Origin of the sequence: Salinibacterium sp. ZJ70, assembly GCF_011751865.2 — a bacterium.
GTDB lineage: Bacteria > Actinomycetota > Actinomycetes > Actinomycetales > Microbacteriaceae > Homoserinibacter.
Genome location: NZ_CP061770.1, coordinates 1190466 through 1208053, shown reverse-complemented (window position 1 = coordinate 1208053; position 17588 = coordinate 1190466). Strand labels below are relative to the sequence as shown.

Below are 17588 nucleotides of genomic sequence, written 5' to 3'. Positions count from 1 at the left end.
CGACAGTCTACGTCCGCTAGGAGAAACGCACCTTCGAACGCGACTGCGGCGGCAGGGCCTGATCGACGGCCGCGCGCAGGGTGCTTCCCGAGTAGCCCCGGCGAGCGAGGTAGCCCGTGAGCCGGCGCACCGCGGTATCGCGATCGAGGTTCGCGAGCTGGCCGGCGCGCTTGCGCGCGAGCTCGGCGGCACGCGCGAGTTCGTCGCCGGTGTCGACGAGCTCGAGGGCGTACGCGATCGCGCCGGGTGACAGCAGGCGACGGGTGAGCTCGGCGGCGATCGCCGTGCGCCCGAGACCCTTGCGCTCCTGCAGCGAGGCGACGAGGCTCTGCGCGAGCGCCTCGTCGTCGAGCAGGCCGACCCGCGTGAGTCGATCGATCTCGGTCGCCACCGCGGCGGCGTCGTCGCTCTGCTCACGCAGCAGCCGCTCGAGTTCGCGCTGCGAGAGCGAGCGCCGCCCGAGGGCCTTCATTGAGACGCGCTCGAGGTCGACGTCGAGGGGACCCACCTCGGGAACGTCGTCGCCCCAGGAATCGTTCCAGGTCGCGAGATCTTCGCGGATGGCGCGGATGCTGGCCGCCGACCGGCTGGCGTCGTCATCGTCGGCATTCTGCGGCTCGTCCGCGGCGCGCGGCTGCGCGTCGGGCGATCCGAACAGGTAGCTGACGGGTGCCAACCGGTCGACGGTCTCATCCATGGTGTGCGCCTTTTCTGCTTATGCTCCGGCGGCCTTGCGGGCCGCGAGCTTGTCGCCGATCTGCTCGACGTTGTTCGCCTCGGCCTGGGCTGCCTTGCCTGCTGCGCCGATGCCGAGCTTGGCGAGGATCTTCTGCTCGATCTCGTTGGCCATCTCGGGGTTCTGCAGCAGGAAGTTGCGGGCGTTCTCCTTGCCCTGACCCAGCTGGTCGCCCTCGTACGTGTACCAGGCACCCGACTTCTTGACGATGGCGTGCTCGACGCCGTAGTCGATGAGGCTGCCTTCGCGCGAGATGCCGACGCCGTACAGGATGTCGAACTCAGCCTGCTTGAAGGGCGGAGCCATCTTGTTCTTGACGACCTTGACGCGCGTGCGGTTTCCGACCGCCTCGGTGCCGTCCTTGAGGGTCTCGATGCGACGGATGTCGAGGCGCACCGAGGCGTAGAACTTGAGGGCCTTACCACCGGCGGTCGTCTCGGGGCTTCCGAAGAACACGCCGATCTTCTCGCGCAGCTGGTTGATGAAGATCATCGTGGTCTGCGTCTGGCTGAGCCCACCCGTGAGCTTGCGGAGCGCCTGCGACATGAGGCGCGCCTGGAGACCCACGTGGCTGTCGCCCATCTCGCCCTCGATCTCGGCCCGGGGCACGAGCGCGGCGACCGAGTCGACGACGATGAGGTCGATCGAGCCCGAGCGCACGAGCATGTCGGCGATCTCGAGCGCCTGCTCACCCGTGTCGGGCTGCGAGACGAGGAGCGCGTCGATGTCGACGCCGAGCTTCTTGGCGTACTCGGGGTCGAGCGCGTGCTCGGCGTCGATGAAGGCAGCGATGCCGCCGTTGCGCTGGGCGTTCGCGATCGCGTGGAGCGTGAGGGTCGTCTTACCCGACGATTCCGGACCGTAGATCTCGATGATGCGGCCGCGCGGGAGCCCGCCGATGCCGAGCGCAACGTCGAGTGCGATGGAACCCGTGGGGATGATGGCGACGGGTGCGCGCTCGTCGCTGCCGAGGCGCATGACGGTTCCCTTGCCGAACTGACGGTCGATCTGAGCGAGTGCGGTCTCGAGGGCCTTCTCGCGGTCGGCTGCTGAAGCCATGTGCCTGTCTCCTTGAATGTCGTGTTCCATGCGCCCATCGGCTGCCGTCCCTGTGCGGACCGATGTAGCCAGGTGCGCACCCCTTCGACAGGGCTGTTGTCTCCGTGAAGGACATCGGCGACGTTACGCCCGGCCCCCGACATCACGTCGGAGTTGGGGCGGAACTGTCGGCGAAGGCGTTCGACGGATCCTGTGGAGGAGACTACCGAGAATCGAACCGATGTTCGAGAGGAGCGCGGCGTGTCGCGCCAGGCATTCGAACGGAGCGCACGTGCGCGAACGGAGAAGCGATCAGGCCCGCGGGTCGCGCCGGCCGACTCCATGCCAGCGATCGCGCGGAACCTCCTGGGCGCGGCAGAGCGCGATCCACACCTCGCTCGCCGCGACACCTGCCGAGAGCGCGTCGTCGGGGGTGCGGTTGCCGAGCTCGGGGATCACCGTGTCCTGCACGAGCACGCGACCGAACGCGCCGAACTCGGTATCGACGGCACGTCGGAACTCACTGACCTTCATCGGGTCCAGGCTAACCGGCGATCGCCGCCGAGAACGACGAAGCCCCGGCTCATCTGGCCGGGGCTTCGCGATGTGCTGGGGATCAGCGGACCGCGAGATCCGCGTCGAACTCCGCGACGAGCTCGTCGGGGAGCGTGTCGGGGACTGCCGAGAGGCCCTCGAGGACCGCAAGGCGATCACCGACCTCACGCATGATGGCGGACACGGGGGTGTCGAGCGCATCGGCGACCGAGGCGAGGATCTCGGAGCTGGCCTCCTTCTGGCCGCGCTCCACCTCGCTCAGGTAGCCGAGAGCCACGCTCGCGCGACTGGCGACCTGACGCAGCGTGAGCGCCTTGTGAAGCCGGACGTCGCGGAGGACATCGCCGAGTTCCTGTCGTACCAGAACCATGTGGTGTTCCTCCTTCTCTCACTGACGGACGGTCGGGACCGGGTGGCTTACGCTACCGGTTCGCTACAGAAACTCTAAATCCTGTTCGCTTGGATCCCGCCGAGAAGTCACCCAGTGAAACGCTCGGAGTGTCGCGAACTATTCCCGTGCCCCGATGCCGAGCTCCTCGGCGAGCAGTTCGAGCGCCGCATCGACCGCGGCCGCGCGGATCGCGGGGCGGTCACCGGAGGCGGCGAGCTCGCGCGCGCGCTCCCCTGTGGGCGTCGCGAGACCGATCCAGACGGTGCCCGCCGGATGCCCATCCTGCGGGTCGGGGCCTGCGACCCCGGTCGTCGCGAGGGCGTATTCGGCAGGCCGCCCGTCGACGGCGAGCCGAGTGGCGGCGCCGCGCGCCATCTGGCGGGCGACTTCCGCGTCGATGACGCCGCGCTCGGCGATGACCTGCGCGTCGACCCCGAGAAGGCTCGCCTTCACAGGGCTCGCATAGGCGACCACTCCCCCGAGCAGCACCGCCGAAGCACCCGGGACGTCGACGATCGCGGAGGTCAGGAGCCCGCCCGTGAGCGACTCGGCGACCGCGAGACGCTCATCGCGCCGCGTGAGCTCCTCGACGATCCGCGCCGCGAGGGGGCGAGGGCTCACGCCGACTCCGCCGCCGCACGCCGCGCGTTGACCAGATACTGCACACCGCTCACGACGGTGAGCACGAGAGCGATGCCCATGAGCACGGCGTTGACCCAGAGAATCCAGTCGCCCACCAGCGTCCAGAGCGGCGTCAGCGCGAACGACACGGCGACGGACTGAAACACCGTCTTGAGCTTGCCGAGCGTGTCGGCGGCGATCACGTAGCGGCTGAGCATCGCGAAGCGGAAGACGGTGATGCCGAACTCGCGCACGAGGATCACGATCGTGACCCACCACCACAGCTCACCCAGCAGCGAGAGTGCGACGAGCGCTGAGCCCACGAGGATCTTGTCGGCGATCGGGTCGACGATCTTGCCGAAGTCGGTGACGAGGTTGCGGCTGCGGGCCAGGAACCCGTCGACCGAATCCGTGGTGATCGCGACGATGAAGAGCGCAGCCGCGCACCAGCGCCACACGCCGTAGTCCCCGCCATCGAGGAGCATGAGCCACACGAAGACGGGGGCGAGCAGGATGCGCACGACCGTGATGATGTTCGCGATGTTGGCGAGGCTCGCGGGGGTGTCGCCGCGGCGGAGCACACGCCCGCGCAGCGGGTTGATGCGAGCCGGATGGGCGGACGCGTTCTCAGCCGGATCGGTCACTGTCACGCCTTACTCCCTGCCGGTCAGACTCCAGGCGTCCTCGTCGGAGCCGCTGTCCTCGACAGGATAGCCGTCGAACTGCGCGTCGACGTGATCGACCCCGAGATCGGACGGCAGACCGTCCGCGGCGGCAGCAGCAGGCGCCTCCGACTGCTGTCCGCGGATGCGCGCAAGCACGCCCGGCAGCTGGTCGGGCGTCACGAGCACGTCGCGGGCCTTCGAGCCCTCGGACGGGCCGACGATCTCGCGCGACTCCATGAGGTCCATGAGGCGGCCGGCCTTGGCGAACCCGACGCGGAGCTTGCGCTGCAGCATTGAGGTGGAGCCGAACTGCGTGTTGACGACGAGCGTGACCGCCTCGACGAGCAGCTCGAGGTCGTCGCCGATGTCGGCGTCGATCTCCTTGCGCTCCACGACCGCGGCGACATCCTGTCGATACTCGGGGCGGGCCTGCTCGGTGACGTGCTTGACGACGGCGGCGATCTCGTCTTCGGTGACCCACGCGCCCTGCACGCGGATGGCCTTGGAGGCGCCCATCGGCAGGAAGAGGCCGTCACCCTGTCCGATGAGCTTGTCGGCGCCCGGCTGGTCGAGGATGACGCGGCTGTCGGTCATGCTCGACACGGCGAACGCGAGTCGCGAGGGAACGTTGGCCTTGATGAGACCGGTGACGACGTCGACCGATGGGCGCTGCGTTGCGAGCACCAGGTGGATGCCGGAGGCGCGCGCGAGCTGGGTGATGCGCACGATCGAGTCCTCGACGTCGCGAGGGGCCACCATCATGAGGTCGGCGAGCTCGTCGACGACGACGAGCAGGTACGGGTACGGCTGCAGCACGCGCTCGGACCCGGCGGGAAGCACGATCTCGTTCGCGAGCACCGCGCGGTTGAAGTCGTCGATGTGGCGGAAGCCGAACGACGCGAGGTCGTCGTACCGCATGTCCATCTCCTTCACGACCCACTGCAGCGCTTCGGCCGCCTTCTTGGGGTTCGTGATGATGGGCGTGATGAGGTGCGGGACGCCCTGGTACGCGGAGAGCTCGACGCGCTTCGGGTCGACGAGCACCATGCGCACCTCGGCGGGCTTCGCGCGCATGAGCACCGACGTGATCATGGAGTTGATGAAGCTCGATTTTCCGGAGCCGGTGGAGCCGGCGACGAGCAGGTGCGGCATCTTGGCGAGGTTCGCCACGACGAAGCCGCCTTCGACGTCCTTGCCGAGTCCGATCGTGAGCGGGTGCACGCTCTTGGCGGCAGGCCCGGAGCGCAGCACGTCGCCGAGCGACACCGTCTCGCGGTCGCGGTTGGGGATCTCGACGCCGATCGCCGACTTGCCGGGGATGGGCGAGAGGATGTTGACCTCGTTCGAGGCGACGGCGTAGGAGAGGTTGCGGCTGAGTGCCGTGACGCGCTCCACCTTGACGCCGTGCCCGAGCTCGATCTCGTAGCGGGTGACGGAGGGGCCGCGAGTGAAGCCGGTGACCTTCGCGTCGACGCCGAACTGATCGAGCACGCTCGTGATCGCGGCGATCATCTCGTCGTTGACGGCCGTGCGCGCCTTGGGCGGCGTGCCAGCGGAGAGGATGGATGCCGCAGGCAGGCGGTACGGGCGCTTGGCGAGGGCGTCGGCGGCTGCCGCTGCTCCAGTCGCCGAGGCGGAGCTGGAGGCCTCATCGAACTCCCCCGCGGCGCCGCGTTCGCTCGCGGCATCGGCGAATCCGGGCAGCAGGCCCGCCTCGTCATGCATCTCGACGGCGGAGGCCTCGACGACGGGAGCCTCGCCTGTGAAGCGGCGCACGGCCTCCTCGGCGCGGTCGAGCTCGTGATCGAGCGCGATGTCGAAGGCGGCGCGGTCTTCGGACAGCGGCAGGAGATCGGCGAGCGGTTCGACGATCTCGGTCTCGAACTCCGTTCCGAGGACGGGCGTGTCGAACGGGGCAGCCTCGTCCTTGGGCTTCGCGCGTCGCCACCAGGGCATCGAGTCGGGGTTCTCGGGTTCGAAGCCGAGGTCGGTGAGCGTGCCGAGCTCGGTCGTCTCGGTCTTCGAGGCCTTCGCGGGCTTCGCCTCCTTCTCGGAGGGCTCAGGCAGCTCCTCGCCGAAGAGGTACGCGTAGAGCTCGCGCAGTCGGTGACCGATGCGATTCGGGGGCGTCTTGGTGATGATGAAGAGCGACAGCGCGACGACGCCGAAGCCGAGAACGGCGGCGAGCCACGGAACGCCGAGCGAGGCGAGGGGCCACACTGCGACCCAGCCGATGATTCCGCCGCCCGCCGAGAGCGCGGCAGGGCCATCCGACGGGCTCGGCTGTCCGCCGAACACGTGACACAGCGCCGCGAGGCTCGACAGCAGCAGCGCGAGACCGACGCCGATGCGCCCGTTGTCGTGGACGGTCGACGGATGCCGGAAGAGCCACACGGCGAGGAGCACCAGGATCACCGGCAACGCGAAGGCGACACGGCCGAGGAGTCCGCCGAATCCGAAGTGGTCGAGCGCGCGCGCCACATCGCTTCCCGGCGCGAACCACTCGACGATCGCGGTTCCCGCGGCGAGCAGCACGAAGAAGAACGGCACACCGTCGCGGCGCTCCTCCTTGGCGAGGTGCTCCTTGCCGAAGAGCCGCGCGCCGGCGCCGACCGTGTGGGCCATGCCCATCCAGATCTTCACTCCGAGCGAGGTGCTCGGCTCGGGGCGGATCGGCAGCTTCTTGGTGCCCTGCGGACCGCGCGACGAAGAGCCTCGGGCGCCTCCGCTCGAAGAGCGGGCACGCGAGGACGACGACCGGGTGCTCGTGGCCATGCCGCAACGCTAGCGGGCGCGTCGGACGCTCCCCCGCAATGCACGCGGCGTGCCCGCTAGATGCGGATGGCGTCGATGACCTTCACGCGCACCGCGATGAGGGCGGGGAGCAGCCCCGCGAGCGCCCCGACGACCGCCGCCGCGACGAGCCCGGTGACCGCCGCCTCCCACGGGAAGGGCGGGATGTCCTGCGCACCTTGCAGCACGTATTCGCGCACGAGGTCGAGGCGGCTGAGCAGCACGGCGATGACGACACCCACGAATCCCGCCACGACGGTCGCGACGACGGACTCCATCATCACGGAGAAGAAGATCCGCCCACCCGAGGCGCCGAAGCTGCGGCGGATGCCGATCTCGCGGATGCGGTAGCGCACCGTCACGAGCGAGATCGTGAGCAGGCCGAGCGCACCGAGCAGCAGGATGAAGATCGCAACACCGCCGATCACGAGCTTCGTCGGTTCGAGCGGGTCGTACGCGCCCCAGGCGAGATAGTCGTTGCGGCCGACGTCGACCTGCCAGGCGTCGCCGAGACTGCCGCGCATGTCTGCCGCGATGAGCGGCATGAGGTCCTCTGCCAGCTCGGGAGGAACCCACGCCTCGTACTGCGTGCCTCCCGACACATGCTGCTCACCCGAAGCCCGCAGAGCGGTGACGGCGCTCAGAAGCATGAACGCCTGCGGATAGGTGTCCCACACGGGCGACGGCGTCACCCCCACGATCACCGCGGTCGTCGGACGATCGGCGGCGAACGTCACCGTCGGATGCGACGACACGGGCGGGGAGCCGAGCTGCTGCCACATGTACTCGTTGATGATGATCGCCGGCGCCAAGCGCAGCTCGTCCCGCTCGGTGAACCACCGCCCGTCGGCGAGGGCGACGCGGTGCATGATCCCGTAGTCCGGGTCGACTCCGATGACGCTCGCACCGCTGACGCCGTGCGGAAACTGCACCAGCTGATCGCCGTACTGGATGCGGCTGGCGTAGGTCACGCGGTAGCGCTCCATCGCGTCGTGGAAGGCGGCATCGACGAGTGCGGAATCGACGAGTGCGGAATCGCCCTCACCGGACGCCTGCCAGGAGCTGACCATGAGCATCGCCGGGCGCCCGGAGCTGCGCTCGTACGACTCGCGCTGCGACTGCTCGAGCATGCCGCCGAGCGCCGCGACGATCGTGAGCGCACAGATCGAGATCGAGATGCCGATGAGGCTCAGCAGCACGCGCACCCGGTGGATGCGCAGCTCCGTCCACGCTTCGGAGACAGCCCCGACGAATCCGGTGACGAACCTCACACCATCACCCCGACCGGCGACGGACCGACAGCGATCGGGTGCAGAACACCCGCATCGAGTCGGTAGTGGCGCCGCGCGAGCGCGGCCACGTTCGGATCGTGGGTGATCGTGATGAGCGCAGCCCCCGACTGCTCGGCGATGTCGTCGAGCAGTCGCATGACCGCCCCGCCCGTCTCGACGTCGAGGGCGCCCGTCGGCTCGTCAGCGAGGATGAGCCGCGGCCGGCGCACGAGCGCACGCGCGATCGCCACGCGCTGCTGCTCGCCGCCCGAGAGCTGGGTGGGCATCGAGTGCAGGCGCGCACCGAGCCCCACGCGCTCGAGCATCTCGATCGCGAGCCGCTCACGCTGCCAGAAGGTGCGGTCGTGCGCGTAGCCGAGCGGCGTCGCGACGTTCTCGAGCGCCGTGCGGCCGGACAGCAGGTTGAACTGCTGGAAGATGAAGCCGATGTCGCGCCCGCGTGCCCGGTCGCGAGCTCCGCCGCGGAGGCGCTCGAGCGGCACATCGTCGAAGAAGAGCCTCCCCGAGGTCGGCACGTCGAGCATCCCCAGCAGGTTCAGAAGCGTCGACTTTCCGGAACCCGAGCGACCGACGATCGAGACGTGGTCGCCGATCGCCACCTCCAGATCGATGCCGCGCAGGATCTCGAGCGTCGAATCGTCGGGCAGGAGGACGCTTCGCGACACCTGCTCGAGGCGCAGGAGCGGCATCCGTCAGCCGCCGAATCCGATGATGTTGCCGAACTGGTCGTAGATCGCGCCGTCGTTCGGGCCGCCAGCGGGTGCGCCCGGCACGAACTCGAGCACCATGTCGCCCTCGGCGACACCCCCGGTGATCTCGACGAGGAGGCCGTCGTTCATTCCGAGTGTCACGGGCGTCTCGGCGATCGAGCCGTCAGGCTGCACGAGATGCACGATGCCGCTGGCTGCTGCCCCCTCGACGGCCGTGAGCGGCAGCACGAGCGCGTTCTCAGCGAGTCCGCCCGCAAGAGTCACCGTGGCCTTGAGCCCCGCGAAGACCCGCACATCGGCAGGCACGGCGCACCGCACGCTGATGCCGCCTGGCTGCTCGCCCTCCGCCCCGGCGCCCGCGAGCGGGGTCGAGATCGTCACACCCGTGCAGGTGAACGGGGCGGGTCCGCCGTTGATCGCCACCTGCGCCTCCGTCGGCGCATCGAGCAGCCGGTACAACTGCTCCGGCCCGAGCGTCGCCGACACGTGGAAGCTCGGCGGCGCCACCTGGCCGGCGGTGTCGCCCACGGACAGCATCTGCCCGGACAGCACCGGGAACGACGACAGGGTGCCCCCGGCGCCCGCCTTCACCGTCACGGTGCGCGTCGACACGGCACCCTCGGCGTTCACCGTCTCGGCGCGGATCGTGAAGAGCTCCGTCTCAGCATCCACCTGCTGACCGACGACACCCATGACCTTGCGCACCTCGCCGGCGAGGGTCGCCTTGACGGGGACCGCCGCATCCGCGCCGATCGTGCCGTCGAGGACGACATCGTTGCGGATCGTGCCGACCGCCACCGCGATGTGCGGCTCGACGATCTCGCCGGTTGGGATGTATCCATCCGACCGCGCCTCGGCACCGCTCGGGAAGAACGCGACCTTCACGAGCGCGGCCGCGATCACCGCGAAGATCGCCATCCAGATGATCGGGAACACCCACCGACGCGCGACGCTCACGCGAACCCCCATCCCGGCGGGCATCATCGGCGCCGCCGCCCTCAACCTAGAGGCGAGGGTCACTCGATGGCATCATCCGCGACGCGGATTCAGGGGCGCGTCGGGGTCGGATGGGGGTTATCCCCCACCCGACATCCGCTGCGGATCAGGCCTCGATGACGACCGGGACGATCATCGGACGACGGCGGTGCTGGGTGTTGACCCAGCGCCCGACGACACGACGCACGGCCTGGCTGTAGCCGTGGGCGTCCTTCACGCCGCTCTGGGCGGCCTCGGAGAGCGCCTTCACGATCTGCGGGCGCACATCGTCGAAGACCGACTCGTCTTCGGCGAAGCCGCGAGCCTGGATCTCGGGGCCGACGATCACCTGGCCGGTCTGGCGGTCGATCGCGATGAAGATCGAGATGAAGCCCTCCTCGGCGAGGATCCGGCGATCCTTGAGGTCGGCATCCGTGATCTCGCCGACAGTCGAGCCGTCGACATACACGAAGCCGATGTCGAGCTGGCCGACGACCGTCGCCTCGCCGTCCTTGAGGTCGACGACGACGCCGTTCTCGGCCACGATCGTGTTCTCGAGGGGCACGCCCGTCTCGATCGCGAGGTTCGCGGCGGCCTTCAGGTGGCGGTGCTCGCCGTGCACGGGGAACACGTTGCGCGGGCGCAGGATGTTGAAGCAGTAGAGCAGCTCGCCAGCCGCCGCGTGACCCGAGACGTGCACCTTCGCGTTGGCCTTGTGCACGACGTTCGCGCCGAGCTTGGTGAGGCCGTTGATGACACGGTAGACGGCGTTCTCGTTGCCCGGGATGAGGCTCGACGCGAGGATGACGGTGTCGCCTTCGCCCACCTCGATGCGGTGGTCGTTGTTGACCATGCGCGCGAGAACGGCCATCGGCTCGCCCTGCGAACCCGTGCTCATGAACACGACGCGGTCGTCGGGCATGTCGAGCGCGACCTTGAGGTCGACGAGAACGCCCGGGGGCACGTCCAGGTAGCCGAGGTCCGCCGCGATGCCCATGTTGCGCACCATCGATCGGCCCACGAGCGCCACGACGCGGCCGTTCGCGACCGCCGCATCCAGAACCTGCTGCACACGGTGCACGTGGCTCGAGAAGCTCGCGACGATGACGCGGCGCTTCGCCTTCGCGATGACCGATTCGATCACCGGGCCGATCTCGCGCTCGAGCGGCGTGAAGCCGGGAACATCGGCGTTCGTCGAGTCGGGCAGGAACAGGTCGACGCCCTCTTCACCGAGCTTCGCGAAGGCGCGCAGGTCGGTGATGCGGCCGTCGAGCGGCAGCTGGTCCATCTTGAAGTCGCCCGTGTGCAGCACGAGGCCCGCACCCGTGCGGATGACGATCGCGAGCGCATCCGGGATCGAGTGGTTGACGGCGACGTACTCGAGCCCGAACGGACCGAGCTGCGTCGTCTGGCCGGCCTTCACGCGGTTCAGGACCGGCGTGATGCGGTGCTCCTTGAGCTTCGCCTCGACGAGCGCGAGCGTGAGCTTCGAGCCGTACAGCGGGATGTCCCGACGCAGCTTCAGAAGGTACGGCACCGCGCCGATGTGGTCTTCGTGACCGTGCGTGAGCACCACGCCCACGACGTCGTCGAGGCGATCGCGGATGCGGTCGAAGTCGGGCAGGATCAGGTCGACGCCGGGCTGGTGCTCCTCCGGGAAGAGCACCCCCGCGTCGACGATCAGGAGCTTGCCGTCGATCTCGTAGACGGTCATGTTGCGACCGATCTCCCCGACACCACCCAGCGGGATCACGCGCAGCGTGCCCGGCTCGAGGGCGGGGGGTTCGATGACGTTGATGGCCATGTGGCCTCCTTGCATTGGGCGCTTAGCGCGTCGTGCCCGCGATCTTGGGGAGCGCGCCGCCTGCGGCCGCGTTCCGATCGGGGCGGAAGTTACTGAAATCGATGCCCTCGATGTGCTTGACGAGATCGATCTCGTCCTCGATGAGCGCAGCCTCGAAGTCCTCGGGTCCGACGAGCGGCAGACGCACCCGCGGGCTCGAGATCATGCCGAGTCCGTGGAGGATGTACTTCGTCGCGACCGTGCCGGGCACGTGGGTCATCGTGGCGCGCACGAGCGGCTCGAGGGCCTTGTGCGCCGCAGTGGCGGCGTGCAGGTCGTTGCCGTTCACGGCGTCGACCATCGTGCGGTAGGCGGCGGGCGCGATGTTCGCGGTGACGCCGATGAGGCCGACGCCGCCGATCGCGAGCGTCGGGAGCGCGTTGGCGTCGTCACCCGCGAAGTAGAGCAGATCCGTCTGGTTCATGACGCGGCTCACCTCGGAGAGGTCGCCCTTCGCGTCCTTCACAGCGCGGATGTTGGGGTGCTTCGCGGCGCGCAGGATCGTCTCGTACTTGATCGGGATGCCGGTGCGGCCCGGGATGTCGTAGAGGATCACGGGCAGATCGGTGGCATCCGCGACCATGCGGAAGTGCGTGAGGACGCCCGCCTGCGTGGGCTTGTTGTAGTACGGGGTGACGATCATGATGCCGTCGGCTCCCGCCTTCTCGCTCTTCTTGTAGAGCTCGATGGCGTGCGCGGTCTCGTTCGATCCGCCGCCCGTGATGATCTTCGCGCGGCCGGCGGCGACATCCTTCGCGACCTCGACGAGCTTGATCTTCTCGGGGTCCGTGAGCGTCGAGGTCTCGCCCGTGGTGCCCGTGACGACGACGCCGTCGGCGCCGTGCGAGACGACGTAGTCCACGTGCTTCTCGACGTCGGCCCAATCCACTTCACCGTCGGCCGTGAACGGAGTCACGAGCGCGACGAGGACCTGTCCGAAGGGGTTCTCTGGAATCGACACGGATACAAGAGTATCGGGCCGACGGACCCCGCCCGGCACGCCCCCACGCGCCCGCCCTGAACGGTTGTGCAGGAACCTTCCGCGGATATGCAGGAGCCGCAATCCGGATCCGGGTGGTCTCATCCCCGTGAGCTTGATGCGCGGGCGGACGTCCACTCGGTTCCTGCACAACGGATGCGCGTTCCTGAACAACCGTTCCGGGCGTTGCGGTGCTTGTCAGCGGTGGTCGCCGCGGGCGATGGCGGCGCGGATGCTCGCGATCACCTCGTCGCGATCGTGCAGCACCTGCGCCGTCAGGAATCGGAGCGTGCGGTACCCGGCGATGCTGAACCGCGCATCGCGGCGCCGATCGCTCAGCGGGTCGTGGAAGCTGCGCCCATCCGTCTCCACCACGAGCCGGTCGCCGATGAGGAAATCCGCGATGCCGCATCCCTCCACGCCCACCTGCTGCCGGAAGGCGATCCTGCTGCGAAGAAGCTCCAGCTTCAGGAGCGACTCCAGCCCGCTGTCGGATCGGTCGTCGGCGAGCGCGAGGATTGCCGACCGCCCGGCCAGCCGGGCCGCGACATCCGGTGCGACCCGTCGCTTGCTCAGAGCGGACTCCAGCACGACGAAGGCCGTCTCGTCGCCGCAGCAGGCGGCGATCCGCGAGAGCGCCCGATCGAGCGGCTCGACGAGCTCGTACGGTGCGCGGATGTCTGCACTCCAGTGGATGCGCACGTCCGGTGCGCCGGAGTCGCTCAGCCGGGCGCGGTGGTCGTGAGGCGCCCGCAGCCGGGAGGCCGTCGCGGGCACAGCGACATGCAGACTCTCGCTTGCTGGGGTCCACAAGCCGTGCTCGCGGGCCGCAGAGATGCACGACACCACCCCGCCGACGCGCGACGCGCGCAGCACGGCCGGTGAGAGTGTGCGCAGGGCGTACCAGCCCTTGCGGATCCGAGCGATCTCGCCCGCCTGCCATGAGGTGCGCACGAGACCCGGGCCGATGCCCCGTGCGGCGAGATCGCGCGCTGGGGCGATCCCACCGAGCTCAGCCAGGATGCGAACGACGGTCACATCGCCGAGCGTGCGGCGGAAAGCGGCTGGCCGGCTGTCGTGGCCACCCGCGCTGGGGACGAACGCGCACCCCCTGCAGTGTGCAGGGCGCTCCGCGCCGAGCGGTTATGCAGAAGCGCCGCTCTGTTATGCAGGACGCGCGACCGACATCCACCGTTCACCACCCCTGAGAGGTTGATCCGGATGTAGTCCTCGTGCGCGTTCCTGCATAACCGCAAGGGACTCCTGCACAACCGGTCGGGTCAGGGGGCGACGCGGCCGTTCGCCTGGAACGCCGCGTGGGTGAGCGGCATGAGCTCGGCCCAGAACGACTCCATCTGCTCCGCGACCATCTCGATCTCGCGCTGCGGGAACGAGGGGAAGTGCGAGTCCTCGCGCTTGGTGCGCAGAGAGAGGAAGTTCATGAGCGAACGCGCGTTCATCGTGACGTACATCGACGAGTAGGTCGAGACGGGCAGAACACCGCGAGCGACCTCACGCGCGACCCCGCCCGCGAGCATGCGCTGGTATGCCTCGTACGCGAACGTCGCGGCAGCCTTCGACTCGGAGACGGCGAGCTCGGTCTGCTCGGGCGTTCCCTCGACGAACTCGTAGGCACCGGGCTTGCCGATCTGCACGAGACGGCGCTCGGGGCCGGGAACATAGAACACCGGACGCAGCTCGCGGTAGCGGCCCGACTCTTCGTTGTAGGAGGCGATGCGGTGGCGCATGAACTCGCGGAACACGAAGATCGGCGCCTGCACGTAGAAGGTCATCGAGTTGTGCTCGAAGGGCGAACCGTGGCGGTCGCGCATGAGGTAGTTGATGAGCCCGCGGTCGCGGTCAGAGGCCGCGACACCCGCCGCCGCATTCTCGAGCGTCTGCTCTCCCTGCGTCGACACACGGGCCGCGAAGAGCACGTCCGAGTCACTCGCGCTCGAACGCACGAGTTCGACGGTCATGTCGGAACGGAACTGGATGGGGGTCTGATCGCTCGAGGTTTCCGGCACGGGTTCACGATATCCGACGCTCCGAGCCGTACCGCGCACCCGGGCCGCGCGTCATGTTCGGTCGCACTTCCCCGACCGCCTTCCTGACGCTCGCTGCCGCGGCCCGCTGCGGCCCGGCCTTCGCCGGCGCCATCCGCACCCCTGCCGCCCGCTGACCCCGCGACCTAGAGTGGGAGCATGGGGGCGTCGACGCCCCACGTGAGCGAAGGAGATCCCATGGCCATCACGAGTGAAGCGACGACGTTCTGGACGGGCGACCTGACCTCGGGGTCGGGCACCACCTCGCTCGATTCGAGCGACGCCGCCGAGTTCCCCGTGAGCTGGAAGGCTCGCGCCGAGGGCGAGGCGCACCGCACGAACCCCGAAGAGCTCCTGGGTGCCGCGCACTCGGCCTGCTTCTCGATGGCGTTCTCGCACGCGCTGTCGCAGGCGGGACACACGCCCGAGAGCCTGCAGGTGACCGCGGCCGTCACGTTCCAGCCGGGCGAGGGCATCACGGGAAGCCACCTGCTGGTGAGCGCCAAGGTGCCCGGCATCTCGGAGGCGGACTTCGAGCGGATCGCCGAGGACGCGAAGGTCAACTGCCCCGTGTCGAAGGCGCTCGCCGGCATCACGATCACGCTCGAGGCGAGCCTGGCGTAAGCCCTACGCGGCGCGCGCGAGTCGGATGGCGGTGCGCGTCGCCCAACGAGCGCGCTTGCGGTCGCCCGCGGCGTCGTACACGAGGGCAAGGCGGTACCACGCGGCCCAGTCCTCGGGAGCAGCCTCGACGGCCGCCTGGTAGCGCGGGAACAGCGCGTCGGCATCCGCGCGTTCGATGCGGCCGCTCGAGCTCGTGGAGACTTCGTCGTCGGGCAGACCACCCTCCTGCTCGAGCCGAGCGCCCAGGCGCTCAGCTCGGATGCCGAAGAGGATCTCCGCTCCGATGAACCACATCCCGAGCATGGGGAGCACGAGCAGCGCCGCGCCGATCGCGATCGCCGCCGGGTCTCCCGTGCCGAAGAGCACGAACGCGTACCAGACCGCGAACACCAGGTAGATCGCGAGAAGCACCGACATGACGACGGCGCCGATGCGGTTCGTCATGAGCGCGCGTCGAGCCCGAGCAGCGAGTCGAGCCCGACGGTGAGGCCTCGGGCGGCCGGAAGGGCGCGCAGCGCGAGCATGATGCCCTGCTCGTAGGAGGCGTCCGAGACGGTCTGGTGCGAGATGCGGAGCGTCTCGCCGAGTCCGCCGAAGATGACCTGCTGCTCGGCGAGGATGCCGTCCATCCGGAGGCTGTGCACCGGAACGCTGCCCACCTGCTGGCCGCGCGCACGCTGGTCGGCGTGCGGGGCCGCGACGGGTCCGCGATCGGCGCGCGCCGCGGCGATGAGCTCGGCGGTGCGCACCGCGGTGCCCGAGGGCGAGTCGGCCTTGGCGGCATGGTGCGCCTCGATGATCTCGATCGAGTCGAAGTAGGTCGCGGCGATCGTCGCGAGACGCGTCGCGAGCACGGAGCCGAGCGAGAAGTTCGGCACCACGATGACGCCGATCTGAGGGCTATCGCCCAGGCGGCTCGTGAGGCGTGCGAGACGCTCGGCGGTCCAGCCCGAGGTGCCCACGAGTGCGGGGATGCCGCGCGCGACAGCCGCGTCGACCACATCCGGCGAGACCGACGGCAGCGTCAGGTCGAGCACGAGATCGGCACCGTCGATCGTGTCGAGGGAATCGGAGGAGGAGAGGCCGGCGTGCAGCGTGAAGTCGTCCGACTCCTCGATGAGCCTCGTCGCGAGCCGCCCCATTCTGCCTGTCGCACCCACGACCGCCACCGCATACGCCATGCCGCCAGCCTACCGGCGCACTCCCCCGCGCCTCGACGTAGCCTGGCTGACATGGCCCTCGAGTTCACCGAAGCGTCCGTCGACTCAACGGCTTCGCACGAGCTGCTCACCGAGTACTTCGCGGAGCGGATCTCCGGGTTCGACACCACCGCGGGCTCCTATCGTGTGACGCATCCGAATCCCGCCGCATTCGTCGCTCCGCGCGGTGCGTTCCTCGTGGTGGAGGAGGACGGCGAGCCCGTCGGGTGCGGGGGCGTGCGGATGCTCGACGCAGAGCGCGCCGAGATCAAGCACCTCTACCTGCGGGGCAGCACGCGCGGGCGCGGTTACGGGCGGATGCTGCTCGCCGAGCTCGAGGACCGGGCGCGCGCGCTCGGCGCGACGGTCGCCGTTCTCGACACGAACGCGACGCTCACCGCTGCGGGCGGCCTCTACCGCGCGGCGGGGTACAGCGAGGCCGAGCCGTACAACGACAACCCCAACGCGACACTCTGGTTCCGCAAGGATCTCTGAGCGGCGTGTCGGCGCTGGCCGCCTCAGTACGGCTGGTCGACCGCGAGACCCGTGCGCAGCTCGGGCAGCAGGTGCCCAAGGTCGTTGTGGGTCACGAGCGTCGGCGGCTTCGCCGAGCGCACCCGGATGATCGTGAGGCCGCAGTTGGCCTGATTGACACCCAGCCAGCGCCATGTCTCGGCGCCGAACACCTCGCGCACGAACCATCCGATGACGAAGTTGTGGGTGATGAGGAGGTCATGCCGATCCTCGCGGGTGGGGGTCAGCCACTCGGCGACGGCGTCGGCCATCTGCGCCTCGCCCGCGTCGATCTCCTCCACCGTCACCGAGCCGAAGAACGGCTCCCATGAGTGCGGCATGTCGGGCGTGGGGCCCGACGGGATGCAGTCCATCAGCAGCGCCGAGGGCTGCGGTTCGAGCGAGGGAAGACGCTCGGTCATGATGCGGGCCGTCTCCTGGGCGCGCTGCAGGGGCGAGGTCCAGGCGCCCGCGAAGGGCACGCCGCCGAGACGCTCGGCGACAGCCTGCGCCTGGCGCACACCGCGTGCCGACAGCGGGCCATCGGGGAGGCCGTACTCGGCATCCTGCTGCTCACCGTGGCGGACGAGGTAGAGGTAGCGCGACATC

General features: G+C 69.2%; 19 protein-coding genes. 2 read left to right on the top strand and 17 right to left on the bottom strand.

The genetic code is table 11. The features are described 5' to 3' along the window. Positions 1–16: 16 nt before the first annotated feature. The 14 genes from HCR12_RS05650 to thyX all read right to left on the bottom strand — a co-directional run bounded on the left by HCR12_RS05650 (position 17) and on the right by thyX (position 14577). The gene (locus HCR12_RS05650; protein WP_166869132.1) at positions 17–697 is read right to left on the bottom strand and encodes a regulatory protein RecX; all 681 of its coding nucleotides are present in this window, start codon (positions 695–697) and stop codon (positions 17–19) included. A gap of 18 nt (positions 698–715) precedes the next feature. Continuing rightward, complete coding sequence (gene recA, locus HCR12_RS05645) at positions 716–1795, bottom strand: recombinase RecA (RefSeq protein ID WP_166869134.1); 1080 nt, start codon at positions 1793–1795, stop codon at positions 716–718. Positions 1796–2086: 291 nt separating this feature from the next. Further along, the gene (locus tag HCR12_RS05640) at positions 2087–2308 is read right to left on the bottom strand and encodes a DUF3046 domain-containing protein (protein WP_166869136.1); all 222 of its coding nucleotides are present in this window, start codon (positions 2306–2308) and stop codon (positions 2087–2089) included. An 82-nt stretch (positions 2309–2390) separates the two neighbouring features. Continuing rightward, positions 2391–2699, bottom strand: coding sequence for a helix-turn-helix domain-containing protein (locus HCR12_RS05635; protein WP_166869138.1), 309 nt, complete (start codon positions 2697–2699; stop codon positions 2391–2393). A 138-nt stretch (positions 2700–2837) separates the two neighbouring features. After that, positions 2838–3341, bottom strand: a complete 504-nt coding sequence (locus HCR12_RS05630) for a CinA family protein (RefSeq protein WP_166869140.1) — start codon at positions 3339–3341, stop codon at positions 2838–2840. Next, positions 3338–3985: a CDP-diacylglycerol--glycerol-3-phosphate 3-phosphatidyltransferase gene (gene pgsA / locus HCR12_RS05625; RefSeq protein WP_166869534.1), complete on the bottom strand. Its 648-nt coding sequence runs from the start codon at positions 3983–3985 to the stop codon at positions 3338–3340. The genes HCR12_RS05630 and pgsA overlap by 4 nt, the downstream gene beginning before the upstream one ends. A 9-nt stretch (positions 3986–3994) precedes the next feature. Beyond that, positions 3995–6781 carry a DNA translocase FtsK gene (locus HCR12_RS05620; RefSeq protein ID WP_166869142.1) on the bottom strand — a complete coding sequence of 929 codons (2787 nt, stop codon included), beginning with the start codon at positions 6779–6781 and terminating at the stop codon, positions 3995–3997. A 56-nt stretch (positions 6782–6837) separates the two neighbouring features. After that, a complete protein-coding gene (locus tag HCR12_RS05615; RefSeq protein ID WP_166869144.1) occupies positions 6838–8070 on the bottom strand; it encodes an ABC transporter permease in 1233 nt (410 codons plus the stop codon). Then, positions 8067–8780 (bottom strand): ABC transporter ATP-binding protein, encoded by a 714-nt coding sequence (locus HCR12_RS05610; protein ID WP_166869146.1) that lies wholly within the window; start codon positions 8778–8780, stop codon positions 8067–8069. The genes HCR12_RS05615 and HCR12_RS05610 overlap by 4 nt, the downstream gene beginning before the upstream one ends. 3 nt (positions 8781–8783) lie before the next feature. Then, entirely contained in the window at positions 8784–9758 is a 975-nt protein-coding gene (locus tag HCR12_RS05605) for an efflux RND transporter periplasmic adaptor subunit (RefSeq protein WP_166869148.1), read from the bottom strand. Positions 9759–9903: 145 nt separating this feature from the next. After that, positions 9904–11580, bottom strand: a complete 1677-nt coding sequence (locus HCR12_RS05600; RefSeq protein ID WP_166869150.1) for a ribonuclease J — start codon at positions 11578–11580, stop codon at positions 9904–9906. A 22-nt stretch (positions 11581–11602) separates the two neighbouring features. Continuing rightward, complete coding sequence (gene dapA / locus HCR12_RS05595; protein WP_166869152.1) at positions 11603–12580, bottom strand: 4-hydroxy-tetrahydrodipicolinate synthase; 978 nt, start codon at positions 12578–12580, stop codon at positions 11603–11605. A 216-nt stretch (positions 12581–12796) separates the two neighbouring features. Further along, positions 12797–13636: a DUF559 domain-containing protein gene (locus tag HCR12_RS05590; protein WP_166869154.1), complete on the bottom strand. Its 840-nt coding sequence runs from the start codon at positions 13634–13636 to the stop codon at positions 12797–12799. Positions 13637–13878: 242 nt separating this feature from the next. After that, positions 13879–14577 (bottom strand): FAD-dependent thymidylate synthase, encoded by a 699-nt coding sequence (gene thyX / locus HCR12_RS05585; protein ID WP_166869535.1) that lies wholly within the window; start codon positions 14575–14577, stop codon positions 13879–13881. Between the two features lie 264 nt (positions 14578–14841). On the opposite strand from thyX, the gene HCR12_RS05580 reads away from it, so the two are divergent. Further along, complete coding sequence (locus tag HCR12_RS05580; protein ID WP_166869156.1) at positions 14842–15267, top strand: OsmC family protein; 426 nt, start codon at positions 14842–14844, stop codon at positions 15265–15267. A gap of 3 nt (positions 15268–15270) precedes the next feature. On the opposite strand, the gene HCR12_RS05575 is transcribed toward HCR12_RS05580, so the two are convergent. After that, positions 15271–15711, bottom strand: a complete 441-nt coding sequence (locus HCR12_RS05575) for a tetratricopeptide repeat protein (RefSeq protein ID WP_166869158.1) — start codon at positions 15709–15711, stop codon at positions 15271–15273. Beyond that, positions 15708–16448 carry a 4-hydroxy-tetrahydrodipicolinate reductase gene (dapB, locus tag HCR12_RS05570; RefSeq protein ID WP_166869160.1) on the bottom strand — a complete coding sequence of 247 codons (741 nt, stop codon included), beginning with the start codon at positions 16446–16448 and terminating at the stop codon, positions 15708–15710. Before dapB ends, HCR12_RS05575 begins: the two co-directional genes overlap by 4 nt. A gap of 51 nt (positions 16449–16499) precedes the next feature. On the opposite strand from dapB, the gene HCR12_RS05565 reads away from it, so the two are divergent. Continuing rightward, a complete protein-coding gene (locus HCR12_RS05565) occupies positions 16500–16961 on the top strand; it encodes a GNAT family N-acetyltransferase (RefSeq protein ID WP_166869162.1) in 462 nt (153 codons plus the stop codon). Positions 16962–16984: 23 nt separating this feature from the next. On the opposite strand, the gene HCR12_RS05560 is transcribed toward HCR12_RS05565, so the two are convergent. Continuing rightward, entirely contained in the window at positions 16985–17587 is a 603-nt protein-coding gene (locus HCR12_RS05560) for a histidine phosphatase family protein (RefSeq protein ID WP_166869164.1), read from the bottom strand. Between the last annotated feature and the right edge of the window lies 1 nt (position 17588).

Excerpts from the sequence above, each read along its gene's own strand:
- thyX (WP_166869535.1), bottom strand. The coding sequence starts at position 14,577 with ATGACCGTCGAACTCGTGCGTTCGAGCGCGAGTGACTCGGACGTGCTC.
- HCR12_RS05640 (WP_166869136.1), bottom strand. The coding sequence starts at position 2,308 with ATGAAGGTCAGTGAGTTCCGACGTGCCGTCGATACCGAGTTCGGCGCG.
- HCR12_RS05565 (WP_166869162.1), top strand. The coding sequence starts at position 16,500 with ATGGCCCTCGAGTTCACCGAAGCGTCCGTCGACTCAACGGCTTCGCAC.
- HCR12_RS05580 (WP_166869156.1), top strand. The coding sequence starts at position 14,842 with ATGGCCATCACGAGTGAAGCGACGACGTTCTGGACGGGCGACCTGACC.
- HCR12_RS05560 (WP_166869164.1), bottom strand. The coding sequence starts at position 17,587 with ATGTCGCGCTACCTCTACCTCGTCCGCCACGGTGAGCAGCAGGATGCC.
- HCR12_RS05650 (WP_166869132.1), bottom strand. The coding sequence starts at position 697 with ATGGATGAGACCGTCGACCGGTTGGCACCCGTCAGCTACCTGTTCGGA.
- HCR12_RS05575 (WP_166869158.1), bottom strand. The coding sequence starts at position 15,711 with ATGACGAACCGCATCGGCGCCGTCGTCATGTCGGTGCTTCTCGCGATC.
- HCR12_RS05600 (WP_166869150.1), bottom strand. The coding sequence starts at position 11,580 with ATGGCCATCAACGTCATCGAACCCCCCGCCCTCGAGCCGGGCACGCTG.
- dapB (WP_166869160.1), bottom strand. The coding sequence starts at position 16,448 with ATGGCGTATGCGGTGGCGGTCGTGGGTGCGACAGGCAGAATGGGGCGG.
- recA (WP_166869134.1), bottom strand. The coding sequence starts at position 1,795 with ATGGCTTCAGCAGCCGACCGCGAGAAGGCCCTCGAGACCGCACTCGCT.
- HCR12_RS05620 (WP_166869142.1), bottom strand. The coding sequence starts at position 6,781 with ATGGCCACGAGCACCCGGTCGTCGTCCTCGCGTGCCCGCTCTTCGAGC.
- HCR12_RS05610 (WP_166869146.1), bottom strand. The coding sequence starts at position 8,780 with ATGCCGCTCCTGCGCCTCGAGCAGGTGTCGCGAAGCGTCCTCCTGCCC.
- HCR12_RS05635 (WP_166869138.1), bottom strand. The coding sequence starts at position 2,699 with ATGGTTCTGGTACGACAGGAACTCGGCGATGTCCTCCGCGACGTCCGG.